Source organism: Gottfriedia luciferensis (assembly GCF_001712755.1).
In the GTDB taxonomy this organism is placed as follows: Bacteria; Bacillota; Bacilli; order Bacillales; family Bacillaceae_G; genus Gottfriedia; species Gottfriedia luciferensis_B.
The window spans coordinates 122,887-148,085 of sequence record NZ_MDKC01000013.1 but is presented as its reverse complement, the minus strand read 5'-3'; the positions used below and the strand labels follow the sequence as shown (position 1 = coordinate 148,085).

Sequence of the window (25,199 nt, the reverse complement as noted above, 5' to 3'; positions counted from 1 at the left end):
CTAAAAAATTAATGGTGTAACGATTGAATTAATCCAGTGGAAAACTGAAGGTATAGCAACCTGGAAAATTGGTTGAATTGTATAGTTATCTAATGGAGTTAATACTAAAACTAAAAATACAAATGCTCCATATTGCTCATATTGTGACATTTTTGCACGAAGATCATTAGGAGCTAAATCCTCTAAAATTCGATATCCATCTAGTGGTGGAAGAGGAATTAAGTTAAATACAAATAATACTATATTCATTTGAATGAAAATATTAAAAAAAGAATCTAAAGTAAGTGATAGTGCTTGTGGGAAAGAATGAAAAAATCCGTACTTATATAATAGTGAATAAGCGATTAAACCTAGCGTCGCCAGAATTAGATTACTAATCGGCCCCGCTGCAGTGGTTAAGATTCCTGCTAATCTCGGATGTTTAAAGTTATGGCGATTTACAGGAACTGGTCTTGCCCAACCAAAGCCTAAAATAATTATCGCAATTGTACCGAAAATATCTAAATGTCTAAATGGAGAAAGCGTTAATCTGCCTTGTCTTTTTGCCGTGTCATCTCCAAATTTATAAGCTACATAAGCGTGCGCGAATTCGTGAACTGATAACGAAATTGCAACAACTAATAATATTAATGGTATATCTTTTAATGGATATTGAAAAAATGATCCCATTCTTTGCTCCTTTCGAGAAAAATTGCTTTTTATATAATTTAACGGTTAATTTATTAATAGTTTAATTTATTCTTTATGATTTCTTCAATGTTAATCGATTTAATCGTTATTATTCTGACTTCCTGAGTTATAATAAAAATGATAAAACGAAGGAGGTCATAATATGCCATACGTTACAGTAAAAATGCTCGAAGGTCGCACTGAAGAACAAAAGAAAGCATTAGTTGAAAAAGTTACTGATGCTGTAAGTGAAACAACAGGTGCTCCAACTGAAAAGATTGTTGTTTTCATTGAAGAAATGACAAAAAACCATTATGCAGTTGCAGGTAAACGCCTTAGTGACGAATAGAATTCCTTACATACATCAACAGTAAACGGAATAACTTCCGTTTACTGTTTTTATCTTCTTTTAGCCCCTGCTATTTCTTCAATCATTTCGATTACTTTCTTTTTCTTTTCATCAGGATTATTATAAATTAAATCATGAGGAAAATATAACTTAGAATCGAATAACTTTTTACCAGTTATTCCATCTACTAGCTCTGATTTACGCGAAATTTCTTTCAAATCACCGTTCGTTTGCAATAGTAAAATCGGCTTCTTTCCACCTTCTTCACCATATCTAAAATAATCATAAGCTTCGTCAGAAATTGTATCGATGACTAAATAGTATTCCGGGTCTATCTCTATTTCTAAAAATAACTCTTTTAATTCAGCAAACTTTTCAGTATGTTTTTGTGTATCAAAGTCTACATATTGAAATAATTTCCTATTTAAGAACCGTTGACATAGATCACTCAAGATTTGGTCAGATTCCTCCTTCCATACTTGGAAATAATACAAAAGAACTGATTCATCTAATTTGATATATTCATCTAAATCAACTTTTCCCTCAAATAAATGACCAAAATGCACTGGTACATAATTAAAATGGTAACCTGTTTCATGCAAATATTTAGCCCTTTGTAATATTTTTTGTAAAATGGCTTCCGCGCTCCTAGACACTGGATGAAAATAAACTTGCCAGTACATCTGGAATCGACTAATTAAGTAGTGCTCAACAGCATGCATACCTGATTGTTTAATAACGACACCATCAGGTCGAGGACGCATAATTCTCAAAATTCGTTCCATATCAAAATTGCCGTAACTTACGCCAGTGTAGTAAGCATCTCTAAGGAGATAATCCATTCGATCTGCATCGATTTGGCTTGAAATCATACTTGTAACTAACTTATTCACCGATGTTTTCTCAATCACTTCTGATACTTTCTTAGGAAAGTCATCCCCAACTTTTCTTAGGATTTCATTAATTTCTGTTGAACCCTCTATAATTTCTCTCGTTAATTCTTCATGATCTAAATTAAATATCTTCTCAAATGTATGCGAAAAAGGACCATGACCAACATCATGTAATAATCCAGCACAAAGAGCTAATAAGCGATCATCATCATTCCATTCAGGACGACCAGAAAAAACATCATCTACCATACGTCTTATAATTTCATAAACGCCAAGCGAGTGAGTAAATCGACTATGCTCAGCTCCATGAAACGTCAGATATGTAGTACCCAGCTGTTTAATTCTGCGTAGTCTCTGAAATTCTTTCGTACCTATTAAATCCCAAATAACTTGATCTCTTACGTGAATATAACGATGTACAGGATCTTTAAATACTTTTTCCTCATAAAGCTTTTGGAAACGATATGACATATCTTGGCCCCCTTTCAATATGTATACTAATTCTTTATATGCTAATGGGTTTACTTTCTGAACAGGACTCTTCTATCTTTACTATTATATCAAAAAAACGCTCCTAAAGATGAAGGAGCGTTTAATTCTTACCTAGTTTTGACTTTATCTTTACAAGTAGATCATCTTCGTTTGGTGCAGATAAGGGACGATTGTTTACGAAACAAAATGATTTTTTACGTCCTGGCCCACAGTAAGATTGACAACCAATTTTAATCTCTGCTTCATCATCTATTCTTTTTAAGCGAGGGACTAATGTTTTAATATTTGTCGCCTGGCAGTCATCACATATTCTAAATTCATTTGACATTTTTTTACAATCCTTTCTGTTCTAAATTGAACATACTCAGCAGTAATTTTACTCGTTCCAAAAAGGACATGCAAGTTTTCCAATTAAATCACTCCAAATAGTATTCTACTATTTTCTACTTTTTGTATAGTTTTCTATTTTTTTGTCCAAACTTCTATTAATCAGCTAGTTATTAAATCGATTAATTGAATAAAAGAAAGTTGAGGGGAAATTCCTATGATGAAATTAAGACAGGATGCTTGGACTGAAGAAAATGATTTACTTTTAGCGGAAACCGTTTTACGTCATGTACGAGAAGGTAGTACCCAATTAAATGCCTTTGAAGAAGTAGGCGATGTTTTAGAACGCACTTCGGCCGCATGTGGTTTTCGTTGGAATGCCGTTGTTCGCTATAATTATGAAAAAGCACTTCAATTAGCAAAGAAATTCCGTAAAGAAAAGCTTCGACACGCTAAAGGTGAAGATGCTAAGAAAAAATTATTATATACACCTTCTGAATCTAGTTATATACAAACAGATGTATCTAGTAATTTTGATCGTTATTTAAATGATGAACAAGATTTAGAGTATGGTGTTGAACTCGATCAAGAATTTGCATCCTTTGTGGAAACTGATAATGAAAATGATGCAAGCGTAGAAGTAACGCATAACGAGGAACCAACGACTGAGATATTTTCAAGTATACCTTCCGTTCAAAATCAGTATCAATCACAGACTCCACCACCAGCACCACCAATGAATACAAGAAAAAGTTCAATTACAATGTTTGATGTCATCCAGTTCTTACAAGGTCTCTCAAGCAGTCAGATTGGTAGCGATCGTTTAGTCCGTGAAAATGATCAACTAAAAAGAGAGCTTATGCAATTACAGGAACGAAATTCACAATTACAGAGACAAGTAGAAAAGCTTGAAAAAGATGCTACTACTGTTCAAGAAGACTATGAAACAATGATGAAAATAATGAACCGTGCTAGAAAATTAGTATTATTTGAAGAGGAAGAGAAACCAGCGGCAACATCCTTTAGAATGGATAAAAACGGAAATTTAGAAAAAATTGCAGAATAACATTGTCATTTATAAGATAGAGGAACTAAATCTTAATATTGATTTGGTTCCTCTATTTTAATGCATACTAAATTTGATAATCCCGCTACAATCTATTAATTTCCTAAAAATGATTTTTTAAAGAATGCTAGCTGTTTTTCAAGTGTAACTGGTTCACTGAACGAAGCGCCATTGCCAAGCATTTCATATACACGATTATTTTTTACAGCTGGGATAGATTTATATGTACTTGTTTTCTGGAATAATATATCTGCGTATTTACTTTAAATAATGAAATCTCCTGAATATGAAGTTTTTTTATTTAGTTTAAAATCATGCTAAAATAGGAAAACAAACGCAAAACGCAAGGGGCTTATTTAATGAATCAACATTTGAATCGGTTACAAACAGATGAAATACGTTTTATAGACGGCTCTACTTTAGGGCCATCCTTTGAGGCGATCCAATCTTTTGCACTAGATGACACATTATGTACAAAAATTGGGAAAATGGAGTCTCCTACAACAATTCGAACTTGGGTACACCACAACACAATAGTTCTAGGAATACAAGATACTAGACTACCGAATCTAACAAATGGGGTTAAATTTCTTAATGACCATGGATACAAAGCAATCGTACGAAATTCAGGTGGGCTAGCTGTTGTTTTAGATGAAGGTGTTCTAAATATATCGATCCTCTTTCCAGAGGCTGAACATAAACTGCAAATTAATGATGGTTATGAAACGATGTATGCACTAATTCAAGATATGTTTAAGGATTTAACAGATAAAATAGTGGCAAAAGAAATAGTAGGATCATATTGTCCAGGAGATTTTGATTTAAGTATTGATGACAAGAAATTTGCGGGTATCTCTCAACGTAGGATACGTAAAGGGGTTGCTGTTCAAATTTATTTATGCATTAACGAAAGTGGTTCAAAACGTGCTTCTATTATTAAAGATTTTTATGAAATTGCGATTGATCACAAAGAAACTTCATTTAAATATCCTACAATTATATCTGATACAATGGCATCTCTTTCCGAACTACTATCATTAAATCTAACAGTGACGGATGTAATGACAAGACTACTTCAATCATTAATTAAATTAACTCCAAAATTAACACCTAACTCCTTACTTGATGATGAAATAGAATTATATAATTATCATTTGCAACGAATGATTGATCGTAATTCGGATATAAGTTCTATGCAAGACTGATAAGAACAAAAGAACTCTTTAAAATGAAAAACCAAAAGGGAATTGAATCTTCCTTTTGGTTCATGCTGCTGAAAAAGGACTTTGTCAATTAATTTTATCACTGATAAATAAGTTGTGTGGTATGATTTCCACTACAGTTTGCTCGCTTTCCATGGGGCGAGATTCTTTAGCCTCCTCGGCCAGCCTGTGGGGTCTTTAGCCTTCCCGCTAATCCCATAGGAGTCGTGCACCCTTTCGTTCCAATCAACTTCTTAATAAAAAAGGATTATCCATCACTGAATATTCCTTTTGGTTTTTTGTTAAAATCAGGTTGCATCAATAAGTAAACCAATTTCTCAAGGTGTTCCATAAAAAAGAGTGCTCATAAGTTCATTGACTTAAGAGCACTCTTTTTACTTAATCTGCCCTAATTATAGTGCTTGAGCAGCTGTGATGATTGATAATTTATAAACGTCTTCACTGTTACAACCACGAGATAAGTCATTAACAGGCATATTTAAGCCTTGTAGGATTGGTCCGATTGCTTCAAAGTTACCTAAACGTTGAGCAATTTTGTAACCAATGTTACCTGCTTCTAAGCTTGGGAATACGAATGTATTCGCATCACCTTGAATAACTGAATCAGGAGCTTTGCTTTTTGCAACAGATGGTACAAATGCTGCATCAAATTGGAACTCGCCATCTAAAGTTAATTCAGGCGCAAGCTCTTTTGCAATTTTAACTGCTTCTGCAACCTTTTCAGTTTCAGGCGATTTTGCAGATCCTTTAGTTGAAAAGCTTAACATTGCGATTTTAGGTTCAATGTCAAATAGTTTAGCTGTTTTTGCACTTTCAATAGCAATTTCAGCTAAATCTTGGCTATTTGGAGCAATATTAATCGCGCAATCTGCGAATACGTATTTCTCATCCTCACGAACCATGATAAATACTCCAGATGTTTTTGTAACGCCTGGTTTTGTTTTAATGATTTGAAGCGCTGGTCGTACTGTATCTGCAGTTGAATGTGTAGCACCACTAACTAATCCTTGAGCTTTGTTTGCATATACTAACATTGTTCCAAAGTAGTTTGGATCTAATAATGCTTTACGAGCTTGCTCTTCAGTTGCTTTTCCTTTACGGCGTTCAACAAATGATGCAACTAGTTGCTCCATTTCTCCATAAGTAGATGGGTCTAAAATTTCTACTCCTTGAAGTTCTAAACCTAAGCTATTTGCTTTTTCTTTTACGTTTTCTACGTTACCTATTAAAATCGGTTTTAATACATCTTCTTTCGCAAGTCTGTCAGCAGCTGTTAAAATTCTCTCATCTGTACCTTCTGGTAAAACGATTGAAATACCTTTACCTGATACTTTTTGTTTAATGCTTTCAAATAAGTTGCTCATAATTGCCTCCAAAATCTTTAAAATTATTTTATTTGTACATAATTAGAATAAAACCTTTTTAGAGTAATGAAAAATATAATATATTTAATAAAGCGCTATCATTTAAAGTAAATTAATTCCTAATTTTCTAACTAAATTTGGATATTGTATAATTTTGTATGTTTTTACAAAATACTTTTATTTGTAGTATGCTATATAAATGAAAATCAATACGATAACGTTTGGGGGATTTAAAATGAGTGAAGCTGCAAAAACTTTAGATGGCTGGTATTGTTTACATGATTTTAGAAGTATGGATTGGCATGCTTTTAAACAATTAAGTAGTGATGAGCGTCAACTGGCGATTACAGAGTTCCAACAAGTTTTCTCAAAATGGAATCAAGTTGCTGATTCTGGTGAAGGTAGCCATGCTATTTACAATATTTTAGGTCAAAAAGCAGACATTATGTTTATGGTTTTAAGACCTACAATGGATGAGTTATTACATATTGAAACAGAAATTAATAAAACTACATTATCTCAGTATATGATTCCAACTTATTCATACGTTTCTGTAGTTGAATTAAGTAATTACTTAAGCGAAGAAGATGGCGATCCATATCAAAATCCGCATGTTCGCGCTAGACTTTACCCTGCTTTACCAAAATCTCAATACGTATGCTTCTATCCAATGGATAAAAAGCGTGAAGGCGAAGATAATTGGTATATGCTTCCTTCAGCTGCTCGTAAAGAAATGATGTACAGCCACGGAAAAATTGGTCGTGGTTACGCTGGTAAAGTTAAACAAATTATTACTGGTTCTGTAGGATTTGATGATTATGAATGGGGCGTTACTTTATTCGCAGAAGACGTACTTCAATTCAAAAAATTAATTTATGAAATGCGTTTTGATGAAGTAAGTGCTCGTTACGGAGTATTTGGTTCATTCTTTGTTGGAACAATCCTAAAAGAAGATGCATTCTCAAAATATCTTTACGTTTAATTGAATACTTAAGGGTATCCACTTAATACAAAAAATCATAGTATATAAATTAAAAGACTTCTCTTTTTTGAGAAGTTTTTTTATTTTCCTGTTGGAAAAGATGTCATATGTTTCTTTCAATTTTAATATAGTTACAGTAGTGAACGAACTAATTAGTCCTCGCTTTCCGATCACCAATGGGATTCATGCAGAATATTTAATTCGGATGAGGAGGCTTTTTTATGGCTGTAATTCGTTATACTGACGCTGAGGTTGCTTTGCTTGCTAGATTAATGCGTGCTGAAGCTGAAGGCGAAGGTGTAGAAGGTATGTTAATGGTTGGAAATGTATGTGTTAATAGGGTTTTATGTGATTGCTTAGATTTTAGAGACATTCGAAGTATAAAAGATATGGTTTATCAGAATCCAGGTGGATTCGAAGCTGTTCAAAAATCTTACTTTTATCAACGTGCCAGAGACCAAGATATTGAGTTATCTAGAAAAGTAATAGCTGGACAGCGTTTTTGGCCAGCAACTTATGGCCTATGGTTCTTCAGACCTGCAGGTTCATGCCCAGGAACTTGGTTTAACCAAAAACTAGCAGGGAGATTTAAGTCGCATTGCTTTTATCAACCAACTGCTCAAGATTGTCCGAAAGTTTACAGTGTTTAATTTGATTTAACTAAGGGAGGTTTTTTCTTTGAGTAATCCTTACGAATATTATCCAAATCTTTATCGTGCGGCGCAACCTGCCCAAGGTCAAGGACAACAAACAGGACAGGGGCAAGGATTTGCAGCTCCATCAGGGGGGATGATTACCCAACAAGGTCAAGTTACCGCCTCAGCTAGTATGTTTGAACAATCCTATGTAGAAAATATACTTAGAGCCAATCGTGGGAAAATTGCTACGGTTTATATGACGTTCACTGGTCACCAACAACAAGTATTTGTAGGGTATATTATGGGAGCTGGACGTGATCATATTGTACTCAGAGATGTAAATACAACTAAAACTTTCATATTGTTAACAATTTACTTAGATTACGTCACATTTGACGAAGAAATAGCTTTACCTTATCAACTTTAAAAAAAAGTGTTCAATATAGTGCAATAATTGCACTTTTATTGAACACTTTTTTTATTTCATTACTGATATTCCTACTAATATCCAAGCTACTAAAAATGCTAAACCACCTAATGGAGTAATTGCACCTAGTATTTTAATTCCAGATACACTTAATATGTACAAGCTACCTGAGAATAAGATGATCCCTATTACAGATAACCATCCCGCCCACATTAATTGTGTCGTTGAACCAAATTTATCAATTAAAAATGCAATAATAAATAGTCCACCAGTTTGGAACATTTGATATTGAACAGCCTTTTGCCAAATTTGAAGTGATCTTTCAGAGATTTTCCCCTCAAGTCCATGTGCTCCAAATGCACCTAATGCGATTACTAAAAATGCAAAAATACTACCTAGTAAGAAAAATAGCTTCACATCTTCTCCCCCTTTATCTTAAAAATCTAATAATGATCCACTTTGTTCCGAATCGTCCAATTTAGGCATAACAGAAGGTCTAGACATAATAGGCTGACTTGGTATTGATTGAACAATACTACTAGTTACTATATTCTTTGGAACCTCTACACCGCTCTCGTCTTCAAGAAGTAACTCACATAAAGAACGAATACTGGCAATTCTTTCCCGAAACTGTCCAGGTTTTTGTGTACTTACTTTTGCCTTATGTAACTCATTTTCAATTTGCTGGATTACTTTTTCTACACTGATATTCAGATAAATCACCACCAAACTTTATTAACACCATCCAATAAACCCTATTATACTATGGCTTTTTTCTGAAAGCGAATACCAACCAAATTAAGCACTATTTTATTCGAACGGTGGTATACTAAAAAAGTTAATTTTTAGGAGGTATTGTAATTTGAACTATAAAATGATCGTTTTGGATATCGATGACACGCTTTTAACGGACCAACATGTTATTTCTCAAAAAACGAAGGAAGCTTTACTCAAAGCTCAAGATATGGGTGTAAAAGTAGTGTTAGCTTCTGGCAGACCAACCTTTGCTATGCATAAGTTAGCTGAGGAACTATTACTTCATGATTATGGTAGCTATGTCCTATCATTTAATGGAGGAATCATTACTGATTATCAAACAAAAAATAATGTTTATGAATGTACACTAACAAAAGAGCAAGCACATGAACTTTATGAGCTTAGTAAGAAACATAACGTCTTCGTTCATACATATGTTGAAAATGATATTATTACAGAAAAAGGGAATCAATATACTGATATTGAAGGCCAGCTCACAGGCATGCCTATTAAAGAAGTAAGCAGCTTTACCGAGCATGTGCAAAATGATGTTGTAAAACTCTTAATGTTGGAGGATCCAGAAAAATTAGCTCAAGTTGAAAAAATACTTCAAAAAGAGCTTGAAGGTAAAATTAGTGTCATGCGCTCAAAGCCATTCTTTTTAGAATTAACGAACAGTGAAGTAGATAAAGGTAAAAGTCTAAATCACTTAATTCAAATTTTAGGAATTCGACAGGACGAAGTAATCGCAGTAGGAGATGGATATAATGACCTACCGATGATTAAGTTTGCGGGACTAGGCGTTGCGATGGGAAATGCTCCTGAAGAAATAAAGCAACAAGCAGATTATGTCACTGCTACAAATAACGAAGATGGCGTCGCTAAAGTTGTTGAAAAGTTTATATTAAGTAATAAGTAATAAATACAAGAAAGGGTTGATCACAACAACCCTTCTTTAAATCTCATTTATAGACTACTCTACTGTCCAGTCAATCGGTTCTAGTTGAAGTTCTACTAGTTTTTGGTTAATTTGTGAAAATGGTTTACTTCCAAAGAATCCTCTACTAGCTGACAATGGACTTGGATGATGTGATTTTAATATTACATGGTGGTTACTCGTAATCAATTCTTCTTTAGCTTGAGCATGTTTACCCCATAGAACAAAAATAATTGGACGATCTTGCTTATTTAACTCGGATAAGATTGTATTAGTAAATAGTTCCCATCCTTTATTTTTATGCGAATTTGGTTCCCCTTCACGAACAGTTAAAACAGTATTTAATAATAAAATCCCCTGCTTCGCCCACTTAATTAAGTAACCGCTCGTTGGTATTTCTATCCCTAAATCGCTATTTAATTCCTTATAAATATTTCTTAAAGAAGGCGGTATTTTCACTCCCGGTAATACAGAAAAACTTAACCCATGCGCTTGACCTGGCTGATGATAAGGATCTTGTCCAATAATCACTACTTTACAATCTTCGTATGAACACTCGTTTAAAGCCTGAAATAAATGCTCTTTGGCAGGGTATATTGTTTGTTCCTTGTATTCTTTTTCAAGAAATTGCAATAAATCTTTAAAATACGATTTTTCAAATTCTAGTTTTAATTTTTCTCTCCAATTTGATGATAGTTGAAGCAATGAAATACCACCTTTCCTGACGAAATTTCCCGAGAAATAGATATGATTTGTTGTTTCTTGTCGTTGTTTCACGATTATTAATAGATTACTTGAATAAGCAAAATTGCGATGATGATTTGAAAACCTACAATGCTTAATGCATAAAGTGAAAGTGACTTCCCTTGTTTAATGATCATTTTTAAATTTACATTTAAACCTATTGCAGCGAGTGCAATAATTTCAAATAAGTGACTAGTCTTATTTGAAAAATTCGCAGCCCAACTCGGTAGTAATCCTAAACTATAAAAAACACAAAGGATCACAAATCCAATTACATACCAAGGAAATTGAATTTTTACTTTTTCAATAGATTCCTCTGCTATGTGCCTTCTTTTTATAGTAGATAGGCTAAAAACTACAAAAACTAAAAAAACTACTCGAATCAGTTTAAATAAAGTGGCATAATTCTTTACTTCATCATTCACTAAACTACCACTCGCAACTACTTGTCCCACTGATTGTAATGTACTTCCGATTAGTGCGGAGGTAGGCAATGTTTCTGAGTGATATAATACAGATGCTATTAAAGGCAGAATAAACATTAAGACTGTTCCCATCATATTTACAAGTGTGACAGCCAGTCCCTTTTCTTCTTGCGTGGCTTGTATAGCTGGGGCTGTTGCGCCAATTGCTGATGAACCGCAAACTGCATTTCCACTTGCCATTAGATAGCTAAAATTTAAACCAAAACCTAATTTTTCACCAAACCAAATCGTAAAAATGATGACTAAACACATTTGTGTCACGATTAACAAAATTCCTTTTAATCCTAGTAAGCTAATCATTTGAATGCTGATCGTTGCCCCTAATAAAAATATTGAGACCTCTAATAATTTACTTTCAGCAAACTTTCTACCACCTTCAAAATAAGACTTTAAGTGTACTGTATTACCGACAATCAATCCAATTATTATTGAAAATGTAGCTGCTCCAACAGGCAATAGATAAGAAAGTGTTTCACTAGTAAGTGCAATAATAAGGCAAAGAACTACCCCCGGAATAGCTTTATAAATACTCCCCATTTTATTCTCCAAGCTTTCATTAAAATATTATTCTATCTTTAAATATTATGTAACGAAAAAAGAAATTCGACAAGATTCTTGCCGAATTTCCAAATTTATCATATCGTAATATTTATTTTTCATCATAGCTTGAAGCCTCAACGATATATTGGGGTCTTCTCTTTGTTTCGTAATAAATCTTACCTAAATATTCGCCTAATACTCCAATCATCAAGATTTGAACTCCGCCAAATAACATAATGAAGTTTGAGATCGTATATAAACCAGGAATTCTAATCCCAACAAAAAGAACTTTAAAGCTCATCATAATAAAGATTACAATACTTATTCCAATTAATAATAACCCGACTTTCGTTAACAACCTCAATGGCCTTGTATTAAAGCACAATATATATTCAATGGCTCTTTTTATTGAATCTAGTCTTTTGACCTCTGTCTCTTTGTTAATGATTCTTGATGTTATTTCATACTCAATCGTTTTTATTTTATAACCAACCCAGTTAAAAATACCTTTTGAATAGCGGTTTGATTCTGGCATGCTTAAAATAGCATTTACTACTTTTCTGCTTAACAAACGAAAATCTGATTCGTTTTGCAAAATATCAGGGTCCACAAATTTTTTAACAACCTTCTCAAAAATGCCTTTTTTTGCTTTTTTTAGAACTGAATTCTCTATTTTTTTCGATGCAACTACATGGTTATGTCCTTTTTTGTATTCATCCATCATCTCTAAAATAACATTGGGTGGATGTACAAAGTTTCCATCCATTAGGATGACTACCTCGCCTTTTGCATGTTCAAGCCCAGCACTAATTGCTCCCTCTCTTCCAAAGCGGCGAGTAAACGAGATATATTTCAAATGACTGCTATGATTTGCAACAACTTGAAGTGCTAGTAGTGTATCATCATCACTTCCGTCGTTTATATAAATAATTTCATAATCTTCTTTAAGTAACTTTACTGTATTTGATAAATTAACGTGAAATCTCTCAAAATTTTCTCCATTGTTATAGCAATACACAACAACTGATAATTTCATACAAAACACCTACTTCTCCTAAAAGCTATAAAGATATAACTTTTATCTATGTTATAGCACTTGGTAAAACAGTTCAATGATTTTTATATGAATTTATTTTTCAAACGATTAATGAATAAGTCTGCTCTTCTTGGAAAGATCAGCAACTTTACTTGCTCTTTTATTAATAGTTGCTTTAAGACCTACCCCCAATATAATTGCAATGACGACAAAAAGAACTAGTATTGGAAGGTCCTTATAAATGGTATCCCAAACGATTCCACCAGTCGCCTCCCTTAACAAGCTTAATGCATAGGTAAAAGGTAGAAACGGATTTATTTTTTGGAAAAATGGCGGAGTTACTTGAATCGGATAAACTCCTCCCGCTCCAGATATTTGGAGAACCAGAAAGATAATACCGATGCCTTTCCCAATATTTCCGAAAACCGAAACAAGCGTATAGACAATAATCGTAAATACAATGCTAATCAATAGTGCAAATAAGATAAAATAACCTTTATTTGCTGCATAAGTCCCTAATATCAGGAAGTTACCCGTTGTCACTACTAATGTCTGTAATACCCCTATAGTTATAAAGGTCAATAGTCTTCCGAAATAAACTTCTCTACTTTTATATGGCTTTTCTTCATGAACTTCAGTTGTTAATAACGATACCATTAATAAAGCTCCTACCCATAACGACAATGTTGTATAAAAAGGGGTCAAACCTGTACCATAATTCGGTATTGGAAACATTCGCTCCTTTTTTATTACGATTGGGTTCGAATAAAAATCGCTAACCTTTTCTATATCTGTTCGTAGAAAATTAATTAAATCCTCGATGTTTCCTTTTGCATTAGCCTTTCTAATTTCATTAGCAATTTTTTTTATTTTCGCTTCAATTATTGGTAATTCATTTACTAATTGTTGTATATCACCTTTTTTGGTTGCTAATAAATTTGATGTGTCCTGGAGAACACCTTTTATTATAGGTATACTTGTTTTTGCATCAGCTAAAACAGTCTGAGTATTTTTTAATGATTCATTCACTAATCTTGAAGCTTCACTTATTTTTGGAGCTAAATCTTGATCAAAATTTCCAGTTAAACTGTTTATTTTGTTATTTATACTTGTCGCGCTCTCATTCATTTTTTGAAGTAAATCATTCGGTAGACCGTTTCCGCTTTGTATTGCACTTTTTAATTGAGAATTTTCATTTTGAATCATCATTAAGTCTGCTTCTAGATCTTTTAATGAACTAATATCTTTACTAAAATCTGCTGTAGTACCTAAGCTATTAAACGATTGAAGCACTTGATTTAAAGAAGTAACCATATTTTTTGAATTCGGTAGTACTTTTCCGATTTCATTTGATAGCCTCATGGACTCGTCTTTACTAATCGTTTGATTCTGTAATTGTGATAATGTACTTTGTATAACAACAGACTGGTTTTGAAGTAGGTTAAGTGTCTCTTTAATAAATGGAGTTGAATCTTGAATTGCTTTGTTAATTTGATTAAAAAACCCACTTAAACTTGCCATTAATTTCTCACTATTTGCTACGATGTTATTAATCAATTCCATGTCTTTTTTTGTAGTTTGAATAACGCTTTGTACTTTTTTATAGTCATTTAAGGCTGTATTCACAGTTTTCTTTATTTCCGGTAAATCTTTTTCAAGCTTAAAAACCATTTGCTCAAATTTTTTTATTTCAGGTAAATTTGCTTGTAAGTCAATTCCTATTTTATTAAACTCCTGCAATACTTCCTTACTTACGGTCTTTTCAAATTTCTTTGTAATCTCATCCGCAATACTGGTTGCACCTTTTTCAGTATATTTCGGAGCAACTATATTCAGCTTTTCATTAACTTGATAAACTAGTTCAGGTTTTTGTGGATGATCTGTTAAAACCGTGCTAATTTTATTTGAAAAATCATTTGGAATTAAAATACTAGCGTAATATTTTCCTTGTTTAACCCCTTCATTTGCGACTTGCTTACTTGTAAACCTCCAGCCTAAAGAAGGATTTTGTTTTAAAGAATGTATTACTTCGTTGCCGATATTAATTTTATTATTTAAGACCGTAGCACCACGATCTTCATTTACTATTGCGATCTTTAAGCCCTTTGTATTGCCGTACGGATCCCAAGAAGACTTTATATTAAACCATGCATACATTGAGGGCATGATAATTAAACCAATGATAATCATCAATGCTGCCCAATTTGTTATAACCCGCTTTACATCACGAAAATAGATTTCGAATATTGAACTCACCTATAACTCACCTAATCTTAATTTTTAAATAGTATGCAATAAATACTGCATAACTATTCTTAAAGACAAGAATGGGAGTAGTCGGGAAAAAAAAGGTAAAATAAAAAGACTTTCACTAAAATTAGCGAAAGTCTTCATGCTGTTGAAAAAAGAAGTTGTCAATTACATAAGTAATGTGATGTTGTTTTCCACTACAGGGTGCTCGCTTTCAAAGGGGCGATATTCTTGAGCCTCCTTGTTCTGCCCTTACTCCCATCTAAATGTACGAGCAGCGATTAAGAAGCTTACGACCATCCAGACGCATAACCAGCCGAAATCTGGGAGTAAATCTCCAAATGATGCTCCGACATTCATGATGTCACGCATTGCAGTTGATAAGTGCGTAATAGGAATTGTCTTTATAATCGGTTGTAAATATTCGGGCATGTTATTTACAGGGAAAAATACTCCACCTAAAAACATAAGTGGGAACGAAATAAAGCCTGCAATTGGTCCAGCACTTTCTGGACTTTTTGCTAAACTTGCTATAATAAATCCGATGCTCATAAATGTTAATGTACCTAATACAACTAACAATACTACTAATAAGAATGATCCTCGAATACTAACGTCGAATCCAAAGTAGCCAATTAGAATTGTTAAGATGGCTTGTAAACTATTTAATATTAGCCTTGCTGTGATTTGAGCAGCAATAAACGTTGAGGCTCTTAATGTGGTGCCTTGCATTCGTCTTAGCACGCCTCGTTCCCTCCAAGAGGCAATTTGTCCTGCGACACCATTCATATTATTATTCATGATTTGCATTGCAATAATTCCGGGCACTAAAAAGTCTAAATATGAAAGGGTAATTCCAGCTACTCCTTTAAAGTCTGTTACAATTTTAGGTGTATAACCTGCCATTTGTTTACTAGCAGCATCAACATATGCAGTAATCGTTGCTATTCCACCTTGAAGCTGGCCTGCATTACTTTCATTATATAGTACTTTTATTTTAGCAGGAGCAGATTGTTGTTTAGTTGTAACTTGATTTTGAAAACCTTTGTTAATGACGATTACAAAGTCAGTTTTACCATCAGATAATAATTTCCTAGACTTTAATTCATTTGTTTTTTTATGAATTTTAAGTGACTTTTGTTTCTCTAAAACAGTTGTAATTTGTTTACTTACTTGTGTGTTGTCATAATCAATTAGGTTCACTGAATAACTAGTTGTATTCCCATCGTTAAACATTAATCCAAAAATAATCATAAAGAAAAATGGGAATAAAAGTGTCCAAATTAGTGCTTGACGATTACGTACATAAATCCGAAGTTGGGCTAAAGTTAATTGATAATAAGCCTTCATTCTTCACGTAACCCCCTTCCAGTCATATGTAAAAATACGTCCTCAAGAGTCGCAGTTCTTGTCGATAAATCCGAAATTATCATATCCTGTTCTTTTGTATACTCAAGCAAGGCCATTAATGAAGCTTGTAGATTACGAGTATACAATGTTACGAAATCATGATTGATCACGACATTCATTACATTGTCTAAATGTGCGAACTTTTCTTCTTGCTCTGGTAGCTTTGTCTTAAATTCAATCGCACTCTCTGCAGAAATTGAACTAACTAAATTGTTTGGTGTATCTAACGCAATTAATTTACCTTTATCCATAATTCCAATGCGATCTGCTAGTACATGAGCCTCATCCATATAGTGGGTTGATAAAACTACTGTTTTACCTCGTTCTTTTAGTTTTAAAATGATATCCCACAACGTTCTACGAGCCTGTGGATCAAGTCCTGTAGTTGGCTCATCTAAAAATATAATTTGAGGATCATGAATTAATGCTAATGCAATCGCTAATCGCTGTTTTTGTCCTCCTGATAATCCTTTTACTAGACTATTTTGTTTTTCAGATAAAAGCATTTCATCGATCAACGGTTGAATCGGGATATGACTTGGATAAAAGCTTGCATACATTTCAATGATTTCTTTTACTTTTAACAGTTCAAATAATGAAGTTGATTGGAGTTGAATTCCAATCTCTTGTTTGATTTTATATGAGTCTTTGCCGATTACATGCCCTGCAATAGTAGCCGTACCTTCATCTGGTTTTCTTAATCCTACAAGCATCTCCATTGTCGTCGATTTACCAGCTCCATTTGGACCGAGTAATCCAAATACTTCACCTTTTTCAACCTCAAAACTAATTCCATTTACAGCGTAAAAATCTCCATATTTCTTTTTAAGATTTTCAACTTTAATAATTGAGCCCATTATTATTCCTTCACCTCGACTAATGAAATGATTATTTAAAAAGTGCACGATCTTTTATAATTCAGCCTGCTAAGTATATAATGCAAAACAGAATATATTTGTCGAAAGAACTGATTATTAATAATTTTTAATAAAAATTTACATTTTTTACCAGTGTGTATCATCCCGTGCTACACTTAATATCCAAATTTGTTTGTATCATTTATGAAATATTCATTTACATTTTATAACTTGATTGTAACGTCCATGTTGTCACTTTGTAATACTCATCGGTTACAATATGTTGGACATTATTTAAAAAAATTGGCTATGATTTGAAGTTTTTTACTTTAAGCGAGCCATAAAAACAAGGTGATAAAATGAAAATAGAACGTGAAAAATGGTTGGATGTTGCCAAAATGATCGGTATCTTTTTGGTTGTTTATGGTCATTCTACAGAAGGTCCGAATTCTATTACATTTATTTACTGGTTCCATATGCCGCTCTTTTTTATTATTAGTGGGTATTTATTTAAACCGGTCAATTCAATTAATGAACTCAAATTTTTTATAAAAAAACTAACATTTAGATTGCTTGTACCTTACTGTACGTATTTGGTTTTATTTAGTTTATATAACATGACAATTGAAGTAATAGACGGAACTATTAACCAATCGAATTTATCAAAAGAAGTCCTTTCATTGTTAATCGGTGGAAGATTTATTACTGGAGTCCATGGCGTATTTTGGTATGTGACATGTTTATTTATTACACAAATATTATTTGCGTTAATCTGTTTATACTTTAAAAAGAATAGTACACGTCTATTCATTGTAATTGCCTGCTATTTGCTTGCACATTTTGAGACAATTAAATTGATTCCACAAATTGGTAAAAATACCTTTAATCAAATTTCGATTCCGTGGAATATGGATGTTGCTCTACTAGCAATTTTCTTTTTAGGATTAGGCTTCTTTACGAAAAAATTGATAGCATCAATTTCTAACGTCCTTGGAATATCATGTATTACGCTTAGTATCGTTTATATGACCTTATATGAATTGAATAAATTAGACTACCATCTAAGTCTTAAATATTTAAGATATAACCATTTATTTTTAGATGCTTTAATTCCAATAACAATGACGATTGCCGTACTATATTTATGTCAAAAGCTAGCAAAACTACAATTTATCCAGCCTTGCACAATATTTGGTAAAGAATCATTAACAATAATGTACATCCATATTTTTGCAAATGCTGTTTTTTCACAGTTTTTCGATTATGGACCGTTATTGTATACATTGATTGGTTTAGCTGTGCCTATGATTGCAAAGAAATTTATTATTGAGTCACAACCTACTATAAAACCGTTGTTCATTGGTTTAAATGTAAAACGAAAACAACATTTAAAAGTTAGAACAGCATAAAAAAAAATAGCCCCAGGGCTATTTTTTTTATTTTAATGTAGCAACAGCTGCATCTGAACCTCTTTGAATTGAGCCAGTTGCTGTAACTTTAATATTTTCTAGCACATCTCCATTTGTAAAAATAACTGGAGTAATTGTGCTTTTTGCATTTTCTTTTATATAGTCCATGTTGAATGTTAATAAATGATCTCCGGCATTAACTTTTTGTCCTTCTGTTATATGAGCATCGAAACCTTCACCATTTAGTTTAACTGTTTCTAGTCCAACATGAATTAAGATTTCAACACCTTCATATGAACGAATTCCAATAGCGTGTTTCGTATGGAATACTTGTACGATTTCTCCATCAAAAGGAGCTACAACAACACCTTCTGAAGGTGTAATAGCAAATCCATCACCCATCATTTTTTCTGCAAATACAGGATCTGGTACTTCAGATAGTGGATGTATTTCTCCAGTTAATGGCGCTTTAATGACAACTTCCTTAGTTGCTTCTTTCGTTACAAGAGCAGATCCTTGTTGTTGTTCTTCCTCTAAACCGAACATTTTTTTTAATTTGTTAAACATATTACTCACCTTTTCTTTAATTTAGATTCCAGTCTTATCATTATCTTTTCAGAAAAAATAATACTAATTATCCTAACAGAAAAAATACTTTTATGCTAAAGAAAAGATGAACTTTTATTGAATTATTAACCAAACTGTATCATTTTTACAATAAAAGACATAAAAATCCTCTCTTTAATATAAATTAGCTAGTTCTAAAAATTGGTTACACATATGATAAAATTAGCTAAATAAATATTTGTCCATAATTAATAGATAGGAGCGATTAGATGACTGAAATGGTTCCATTAGTTTTTTCACTTCAAAATAAAAAGATAGCGATCATCGGTGGAGGTAAAATTGCATTTCGAAAAGCAAAAGCATTTATAAAAAGTGGTGCTTCAATTACGATTATTAGCCCTCAACTATGTGATGAATTTAAACAGTTACCTACAATAAAATGGCTAAATAAGTATTTTGAAAAAGCCGATCTAATTGGAGCTCATATTGTTATTGCAGCAACAGACGATAAAAATATAAATAAATTCGTTAAAGATTGTACATCAGACTTCCAATGGTTTAATGATGTAAGTGATCAAAATAATAGTGATTTCCACACACCAGCAGTGGTTCGTAGAGGAGACCTTATTGTATCAGTCTCAACTTCAGGTAAAAGTCCAGTCTTATCTAAAAAGATAAAAAAGGAACTGGACACTTATTTTGACTATCATTATAGTGAAGTCGTGGATGAATATGCAATTGAACGAAAAAAACCAGTCATAGAGTAAACTCATATGACTGGTTAGAAGTGCAGGGACTATGCTTTTATTTTTTTTTCAGCTTTGCTAAGGCTTCTGCAAATGGGTTATTAAATGGTTCGTCCTCTTGTTTGTTCTGTTGCTTTAAATATTTTTGAACATCTCGTTTAGAAACTTTACTATTTTTTTCTTTCGAACGTCGATCTTTAAAAGTAGAAAGTTTTTCTCTATGTCCACATGCACATACAAAAATTTGACCCTCACCTTCACCTCTTAGCTCTAAACGTTTGAAGCAATTAGGGCATCTCGCGTTAGTGGACTGAGAGATTGTTTTACGGTGACCACATTCCCTATCCTGGCAAACTAACATTTTTCCACGTTTACCGTTTACTTCTAACATAAGCTTTCCACAGTCGGGACATTTAGTGCTAGTCATGTTATCATGCTTAAATTTTTGTTCAGTTTGTTTTATTTCTTTCACAGCATCTGAAGAAAAACGGATCATTTCACCCATAAATTTTGATTTAGCTAATTTACCTTTGGAGATGGCTTGAAGCTTCTGCTCCCACTCGGCAGTTAGGGCTGGTGACTTCAAGGCTTCTGGAACAAGGTTTAATAATTGTTTGCCTTTATTAGTGATGAAAATATCTTTTCCCTTTTTTTCAATTAAAAAGCTACTAAAAAGCTTTTCAATAATATCCGCTCTAGTTGCAACTGTTCCCAATCCGCCTGTTTCGCCTATTGTTTTCTTTAAATCAGTACTATTACCTGACATAAAATGGACCGGATTTTCCATTGCACTCAAAAGTGTGGCTTCATTAAAGTATGCCGGTGGTTTCGTATGCCCTTTAGTTTCAATAACTTTAGCTACTTCAATACTCTCATTTTCATTCATTATTGGTAATCGTTGATCCTCTGTACTATCAAGATCATCTTCGTCTTTAAAGACTTCTTTCCATCCCAGTGAAATAACCCTTTTACCTTTCGTAACAAATAGCTCATTATCAATTTCTGCGATAACTTTTTCTTGTTCATATACATATGGAGGTAGTAAGACTGCTAAAAATCTTCTTACGATTAAATCATATATCTTAAATTCTTTTGAAGAAAGTTCACTTAATATAGGTGCCTGCTCTGTTGGTATAATCGCATGGTGATCTGAAACCTTATTGTCATCTACAAATGACTTATTTACCTTAATCGGTTGATTCGTTAACTTCATAATGATTTTTCCATAAGGTTTTATGTTACATGCTAATAAACGTTCCTTTAATGTATCAACTAAATCCGATGATAAGTATCTAGAATCAGTTCGTGGATACGTAACAACTTTATGGTGTTCATATAGCTTTTGCATGATTGACAATGTTTCTTTAGGTGAAAAGTTAAATCTTTTATTCGCTTCTCTTTGGAGCTCAGTTAAATCATAAAGCTGAGGAGCAAAAGATTTTTTTTCAGCAGTCGAAACTTCCTTAATCTTTAGCTGTTTTCCTTTTATCGCTCCAATAATTTTTTGTAATTCATCGGTCGTTTTAATTTTCTGGTCATTCGACTTACGATTTTGCCACGTAAAGGTTACATTATTTGCTAATACTTGTAACCCATAATAAGTTTGTTGCTTAAATTCTTTTATTTCCTTTTCACGCTCTAAAATCATCGAAAGTGTCGGAGTTTGAACCCTACCACATGAAAGTTGAGCATTATGCTTACAAGTAAGGGCTCTTGTTGCATTAATCCCTACGATCCAATCTGCCTCGGCTCTTGCTACAGCAGAAAGATATAAATTTTCATATTCCTTGCCACTACGTAAATTTTCAAAGCCCTTTTTTACCGCCTGATCTGTTGCAGATGATATCCACAGTCTTTTAATAGGTTTATTAACCTTTGCCAATTGAAGAATCCATCTTGCAACAAGCTCACCTTCTCGCCCCGCATCCGTTGCGATAACGATATCTGAAACATCTTTTCTTAATAATTGGGTTTTCACAGCTTGAAACTGCTTGCCTGTCTTTTTAATAACAACAAGCTTTAATTTATCTGGAATCATTGGTAAATCTTCTAAATTCCATGACTTATATTTATTATCATACCCTTCAGGATCAGCCAAAGTCACAAGATGCCCCAATGCCCAGGTCACAATATACTTTTTCCCTTCTAAAAAACCATTACCTTTTTGATTGCATCCAAGTACTTTAGCTATATCTCTAGCAACTGAAGGCTTTTCCGCTAATACTACTGTTTTGCTCATATCATGCTCCTTAGTTTATTTACAATTTTCTTATTAACTAACTTTAACACTTAGTACAGGGGAAAGGGAAGTGAACGGAATATAATCAAAGAAAAGCTGAATTATATGATTAAAGAAAGCGTGGAAGTTATGACAATATAAGATTTTAAAAATACATTAATTCTACAAAATTTCTATTTTCTCTTTTATTCTACCTAATTTTACTATATTCCCTGTTCTTCCTGTTTTTTCAACAAATGTTCTTTTTTTGCTGAAAAATGACGTTTTATTTTATTAGAAAAACAAAGGAATTCACTCTCTATATGGCAAATTTAGTAATTAAATTCCATATATAAGGAGAGAGAAAATGATAAATAAGATTGTATCTGTACTTTTGGGGGTATTTTTATTCCTTTTACCTACTGCTAATGCAACTTCTTTTTCTCAAGGTTTTAGTGATGGTGAGTTATCGAAATATATAGATAATCTAAATTTAAACACTACTGAAGCCACTTTTGGACAATCGATTGAAGTTGGTTTAACAACTAAAGAACATTTCGACAATGTATCTTTAACATTTAAAAATGGAACTAATTTGACAGAAGTTTTATTAAAAAACCCTTCGTCTTCAGATCTTTACTATGCTGGGAAAATTGGGATTACAGCTTCTTTTATAAAAGGAACTTATCAACTAAGTTCAATTACACTTGATGATCAAACTCTAACTGTTTCAGACCAGAATATTAAATTTATGGTTAAAGATTTACCAACCCCAAAAATCAATCCAATTACTAATAAATCTACTTCCGTGTCAGGAGCATTTTTAGAAAAAAGCAGTGTCCAAATTCTCATCAACAATAAGCTGGTCAGCACTGTACAAACGGATACAAAAGGCAATTTTCAATTCAATACTAAACCTCTAAAAGAATTTACTAAAATAAATGCAGTTGGTGTTTCAATTGGATTAAAAAGTAAAACTGCTACATCATATGTTTCAGATGTAATCGCACCTTCTATCACTTCCATACCATCAATTTCAGATCAATCTCAAAGTATATCAGGTAAATCAGAACCAAATGCTGATGTTCTTATTTACTTAAACAAGAAAGTATTAGCAAAAGGTAAAGTTAACTCGGCAGGTAAGTTTACTATTAAAATGGCGAAGCAAAAGGCAAACACAGTTCTTCAAGTCGTTGCAGTTGATAAGAGTAAAAATCAAAGTAAACCCGTTTCAATTCGTGTATTAGATCGTACTGCTCCTTCAGTACCTACAATTCAAACCGTTAAAGAAAATGCCACTGTCATTAGTGGGAAAACAGAACCAAATGCTTCTGTTAAACTGTTTCTAAACGGTAAATATACAGCTAAAACGGCTGCAACAAAGAATGGTAGTTATAGTTTTAAGGTCAGTAAATTAAAAGTATTTACTCCTATAAAAGTACAGTCAATTGACGCTGCTGGAAATCAAAGTAAGTTTTCATATACTGAGGCAAAGAGCTCTTACCCACTTTCGAATGGGCAGCTAATTATTATTAATACAAATACAAATAAACTTTCTTATTATAACAAGGGAAAACTAGTTAAAACATTTAGAGTAGCAACAGGAAAAGCTTCGAGTCCTACACCTACTGGAAAGTTTAAAGTCGTAAATAAAATTAAAAATAGACCTTGGTATAAAGAAAATATTCCTGGAGGAGCTCCAAATAATCCTCTAGGTAAAAGATGGATGGGCTTAAGTGTCGGTAGCGCATACGGAATACACGGAAATGCTAATGAAAGCTCAATCGGTAAATCAGTTAGTCACGGTTGTATCCGAATGCATAACAGTGAGATCGAATGGTTATTCGATCAAATAAATGTTGGAACAACAGTTATTATTGCAAAATCTTCTAGTACTAATGGGCAGATTGCTCACTCATATGGAATAGCAATCGCGTAAAAAGCAAACCTTTCCGGTTTGCTTTTTTTTATAGTTTAATAGACTGCTATCTTTATTTCTAATAGCATTCTTTTCACTTTTCACTGATAATATTTAGTAAAAAGGAAATAGTTAGAAAGGGGTAATTTTATTTTGAAGAGGTATCTACCTATACTTATTTTATTTTTTGGTATTCTCTATATCTTTTTTATTCCTCCAGAGCCTGTTAGCATAAAAATACTATTTAAGGTAATTCCAATGGTGTTGATTATCAGTTATGCCTTTTCACAAATTCCAAGTCAATCAACTAAATATCGCGCTCTTATACTTTTAGGTCTTATTTTTTGTATGATTGGGGACGGAACGTTAATATGGTTTGTTGTCGGTTTAAGTGCTTTTCTAATTGGGCATTTGTTTTACGCTGCCGGTTTTATATCAGGATGGAAATTTTCTATTTATCGCGTATTATCGATTATCCCAATTGCAATTTATGCATTTTTTCTATGCTCTAATTTAGTAGGCTCTTTAAACGAAAGTGGACAGGAGAATTTAGTTATTCCGGTAATTACCTATTCAGTAGCAATTTCAATGATGGTATTTACAGCTATAATGACTGGAAACAAATGGGCCATTTTGGGGAGCCTCTTATTTATCATTTCAGATTCTATATTATCATGGGACCTATTTGTAGAAAGCGTTAAATATGGTCATGAATTAATTATGATCACCTACTACACAGCACAGTTTTTAATTGCTAAAAGCATTTTAAATAGAAAGAGCGTTGCGTAATATTTTACTTTCAAATAAAGAAAGAACTACAATATAACTGTAGCCTCTTTTCACTAAAAACAAGAAATGAAAGCGTATTACATACGAATTATGAAATGTAAAAAAGG

General features: G+C 32.9%; 25 protein-coding genes. 11 read left to right on the top strand and 14 right to left on the bottom strand.

What is annotated here, in order from left to right:
* Entirely contained in the window at positions 1-669 is a 669-nt protein-coding gene (locus BED47_RS10980; protein ID WP_069033700.1) for a site-2 protease family protein, read from the bottom strand.
* A gap of 163 nt (positions 670-832) precedes the next feature.
* Between BED47_RS10980 and BED47_RS10975 the strand changes: the two genes are divergently transcribed.
* Positions 833-1,018, top strand: coding sequence for a 2-hydroxymuconate tautomerase (locus BED47_RS10975; protein ID WP_025671006.1), 186 nt, complete (start codon positions 833-835; stop codon positions 1,016-1,018).
* Positions 1,019-1,068: 50 nt separating this feature from the next.
* Here the strand turns inward: BED47_RS10975 and BED47_RS10970 are convergent, their stop codons facing one another.
* Positions 1,069-2,382, bottom strand: a complete 1,314-nt coding sequence (locus tag BED47_RS10970) for an HD domain-containing protein (RefSeq protein ID WP_069033699.1) — start codon at positions 2,380-2,382, stop codon at positions 1,069-1,071.
* Positions 2,383-2,503: 121 nt separating this feature from the next.
* On the bottom strand, positions 2,504-2,731 hold the full coding sequence (locus BED47_RS10965) for a DUF1450 domain-containing protein (RefSeq protein ID WP_025671004.1): 228 nt from the start codon (positions 2,729-2,731) through the stop codon (positions 2,504-2,506).
* A 219-nt stretch (positions 2,732-2,950) separates the two neighbouring features.
* Here BED47_RS10965 and BED47_RS10960 point away from each other — a divergent pair, with 219 nt between their 5' ends.
* Positions 2,951-3,796 (top strand): RsfA family transcriptional regulator, encoded by an 846-nt coding sequence (locus BED47_RS10960; protein WP_069033832.1) that lies wholly within the window; start codon positions 2,951-2,953, stop codon positions 3,794-3,796.
* Positions 3,797-4,155: 359 nt separating this feature from the next.
* Positions 4,156-5,001: a lipoate--protein ligase family protein gene (locus BED47_RS10955; protein WP_069033698.1), complete on the top strand. Its 846-nt coding sequence runs from the start codon at positions 4,156-4,158 to the stop codon at positions 4,999-5,001.
* A 410-nt stretch (positions 5,002-5,411) separates the two neighbouring features.
* Here the strand turns inward: BED47_RS10955 and pta are convergent, their stop codons facing one another.
* Positions 5,412-6,383 (bottom strand): phosphate acetyltransferase, encoded by a 972-nt coding sequence (gene pta, locus BED47_RS10950; RefSeq protein WP_025569115.1) that lies wholly within the window; start codon positions 6,381-6,383, stop codon positions 5,412-5,414.
* A gap of 235 nt (positions 6,384-6,618) precedes the next feature.
* On the opposite strand from pta, the gene hemQ reads away from it, so the two are divergent.
* The 3 genes from hemQ to gerQ all read left to right on the top strand — a co-directional run bounded on the left by hemQ (position 6,619) and on the right by gerQ (position 8,430).
* Complete coding sequence (gene hemQ / locus BED47_RS10945) at positions 6,619-7,365, top strand: hydrogen peroxide-dependent heme synthase (RefSeq protein WP_025569114.1); 747 nt, start codon at positions 6,619-6,621, stop codon at positions 7,363-7,365.
* A 221-nt stretch (positions 7,366-7,586) separates the two neighbouring features.
* A complete protein-coding gene (locus tag BED47_RS10940; RefSeq protein ID WP_025569113.1) occupies positions 7,587-8,015 on the top strand; it encodes a cell wall hydrolase in 429 nt (142 codons plus the stop codon).
* A gap of 28 nt (positions 8,016-8,043) precedes the next feature.
* Positions 8,044-8,430, top strand: a complete 387-nt coding sequence (gene gerQ / locus BED47_RS24575; RefSeq protein ID WP_025569112.1) for a spore coat protein GerQ — start codon at positions 8,044-8,046, stop codon at positions 8,428-8,430.
* Positions 8,431-8,481: 51 nt separating this feature from the next.
* Here the strand turns inward: gerQ and BED47_RS10930 are convergent, their stop codons facing one another.
* Together BED47_RS10930 and BED47_RS10925 are read right to left on the bottom strand one after the other, a co-directional pair.
* Positions 8,482-8,847: a DUF423 domain-containing protein gene (locus tag BED47_RS10930; RefSeq protein WP_025569111.1), complete on the bottom strand. Its 366-nt coding sequence runs from the start codon at positions 8,845-8,847 to the stop codon at positions 8,482-8,484.
* Between the two features lie 18 nt (positions 8,848-8,865).
* Positions 8,866-9,156, bottom strand: coding sequence for a YwdI family protein (locus BED47_RS10925; RefSeq protein ID WP_254664593.1), 291 nt, complete (start codon positions 9,154-9,156; stop codon positions 8,866-8,868).
* A gap of 136 nt (positions 9,157-9,292) precedes the next feature.
* Between BED47_RS10925 and BED47_RS10920 the strand changes: the two genes are divergently transcribed.
* Entirely contained in the window at positions 9,293-10,105 is an 813-nt protein-coding gene (locus BED47_RS10920; protein WP_025569109.1) for a Cof-type HAD-IIB family hydrolase, read from the top strand.
* A 54-nt stretch (positions 10,106-10,159) separates the two neighbouring features.
* Here the strand turns inward: BED47_RS10920 and BED47_RS10915 are convergent, their stop codons facing one another.
* The 6 genes from BED47_RS10915 to BED47_RS10890 all read right to left on the bottom strand — a co-directional run bounded on the left by BED47_RS10915 (position 10,160) and on the right by BED47_RS10890 (position 17,445).
* Positions 10,160-10,828 carry a uracil-DNA glycosylase gene (locus tag BED47_RS10915; RefSeq protein WP_025569108.1) on the bottom strand — a complete coding sequence of 223 codons (669 nt, stop codon included), beginning with the start codon at positions 10,826-10,828 and terminating at the stop codon, positions 10,160-10,162.
* A gap of 77 nt (positions 10,829-10,905) precedes the next feature.
* Positions 10,906-11,889 carry a YeiH family protein gene (locus BED47_RS10910; RefSeq protein WP_069033697.1) on the bottom strand — a complete coding sequence of 328 codons (984 nt, stop codon included), beginning with the start codon at positions 11,887-11,889 and terminating at the stop codon, positions 10,906-10,908.
* Positions 11,890-12,001: 112 nt separating this feature from the next.
* The gene (locus tag BED47_RS10905; protein WP_025568353.1) at positions 12,002-12,928 is read right to left on the bottom strand and encodes a glycosyltransferase family 2 protein; all 927 of its coding nucleotides are present in this window, start codon (positions 12,926-12,928) and stop codon (positions 12,002-12,004) included.
* Positions 12,929-13,036: 108 nt separating this feature from the next.
* On the bottom strand, positions 13,037-15,184 hold the full coding sequence (locus BED47_RS10900) for a YhgE/Pip domain-containing protein (RefSeq protein WP_069033696.1): 2,148 nt from the start codon (positions 15,182-15,184) through the stop codon (positions 13,037-13,039).
* Between the two features lie 246 nt (positions 15,185-15,430).
* Positions 15,431-16,528, bottom strand: coding sequence for an ABC transporter permease (locus tag BED47_RS10895; protein WP_069033695.1), 1,098 nt, complete (start codon positions 16,526-16,528; stop codon positions 15,431-15,433).
* Complete coding sequence (locus BED47_RS10890; RefSeq protein ID WP_069033694.1) at positions 16,525-17,445, bottom strand: ABC transporter ATP-binding protein; 921 nt, start codon at positions 17,443-17,445, stop codon at positions 16,525-16,527. The genes BED47_RS10895 and BED47_RS10890 overlap by 4 nt, the downstream gene beginning before the upstream one ends.
* A gap of 359 nt (positions 17,446-17,804) precedes the next feature.
* On the opposite strand from BED47_RS10890, the gene BED47_RS10885 reads away from it, so the two are divergent.
* A complete protein-coding gene (locus BED47_RS10885) occupies positions 17,805-18,854 on the top strand; it encodes an acyltransferase family protein (RefSeq protein ID WP_025568349.1) in 1,050 nt (349 codons plus the stop codon).
* A gap of 27 nt (positions 18,855-18,881) precedes the next feature.
* On the opposite strand, the gene BED47_RS10880 is transcribed toward BED47_RS10885, so the two are convergent.
* Positions 18,882-19,421, bottom strand: coding sequence for a PTS sugar transporter subunit IIA (locus BED47_RS10880; protein ID WP_439097780.1), 540 nt, complete (start codon positions 19,419-19,421; stop codon positions 18,882-18,884).
* Positions 19,422-19,690: 269 nt separating this feature from the next.
* On the opposite strand from BED47_RS10880, the gene BED47_RS10875 reads away from it, so the two are divergent.
* Positions 19,691-20,188: a precorrin-2 dehydrogenase/sirohydrochlorin ferrochelatase family protein gene (locus tag BED47_RS10875; protein ID WP_069033693.1), complete on the top strand. Its 498-nt coding sequence runs from the start codon at positions 19,691-19,693 to the stop codon at positions 20,186-20,188.
* Between the two features lie 37 nt (positions 20,189-20,225).
* Here BED47_RS10875 and BED47_RS10870 read toward each other — a convergent pair whose 3' ends face one another.
* A complete protein-coding gene (locus BED47_RS10870) occupies positions 20,226-22,406 on the bottom strand; it encodes a DNA topoisomerase III (RefSeq protein WP_069033692.1) in 2,181 nt (726 codons plus the stop codon).
* A gap of 346 nt (positions 22,407-22,752) precedes the next feature.
* Here BED47_RS10870 and BED47_RS24380 point away from each other — a divergent pair, with 346 nt between their 5' ends.
* Positions 22,753-24,324: a L,D-transpeptidase gene (locus BED47_RS24380; protein WP_302622003.1), complete on the top strand. Its 1,572-nt coding sequence runs from the start codon at positions 22,753-22,755 to the stop codon at positions 24,322-24,324.
* A gap of 132 nt (positions 24,325-24,456) precedes the next feature.
* Positions 24,457-25,092, top strand: coding sequence for a lysoplasmalogenase (locus tag BED47_RS10860; protein ID WP_084006863.1), 636 nt, complete (start codon positions 24,457-24,459; stop codon positions 25,090-25,092).
* The last annotated feature ends 107 nt before the right edge of the window (positions 25,093-25,199 follow it).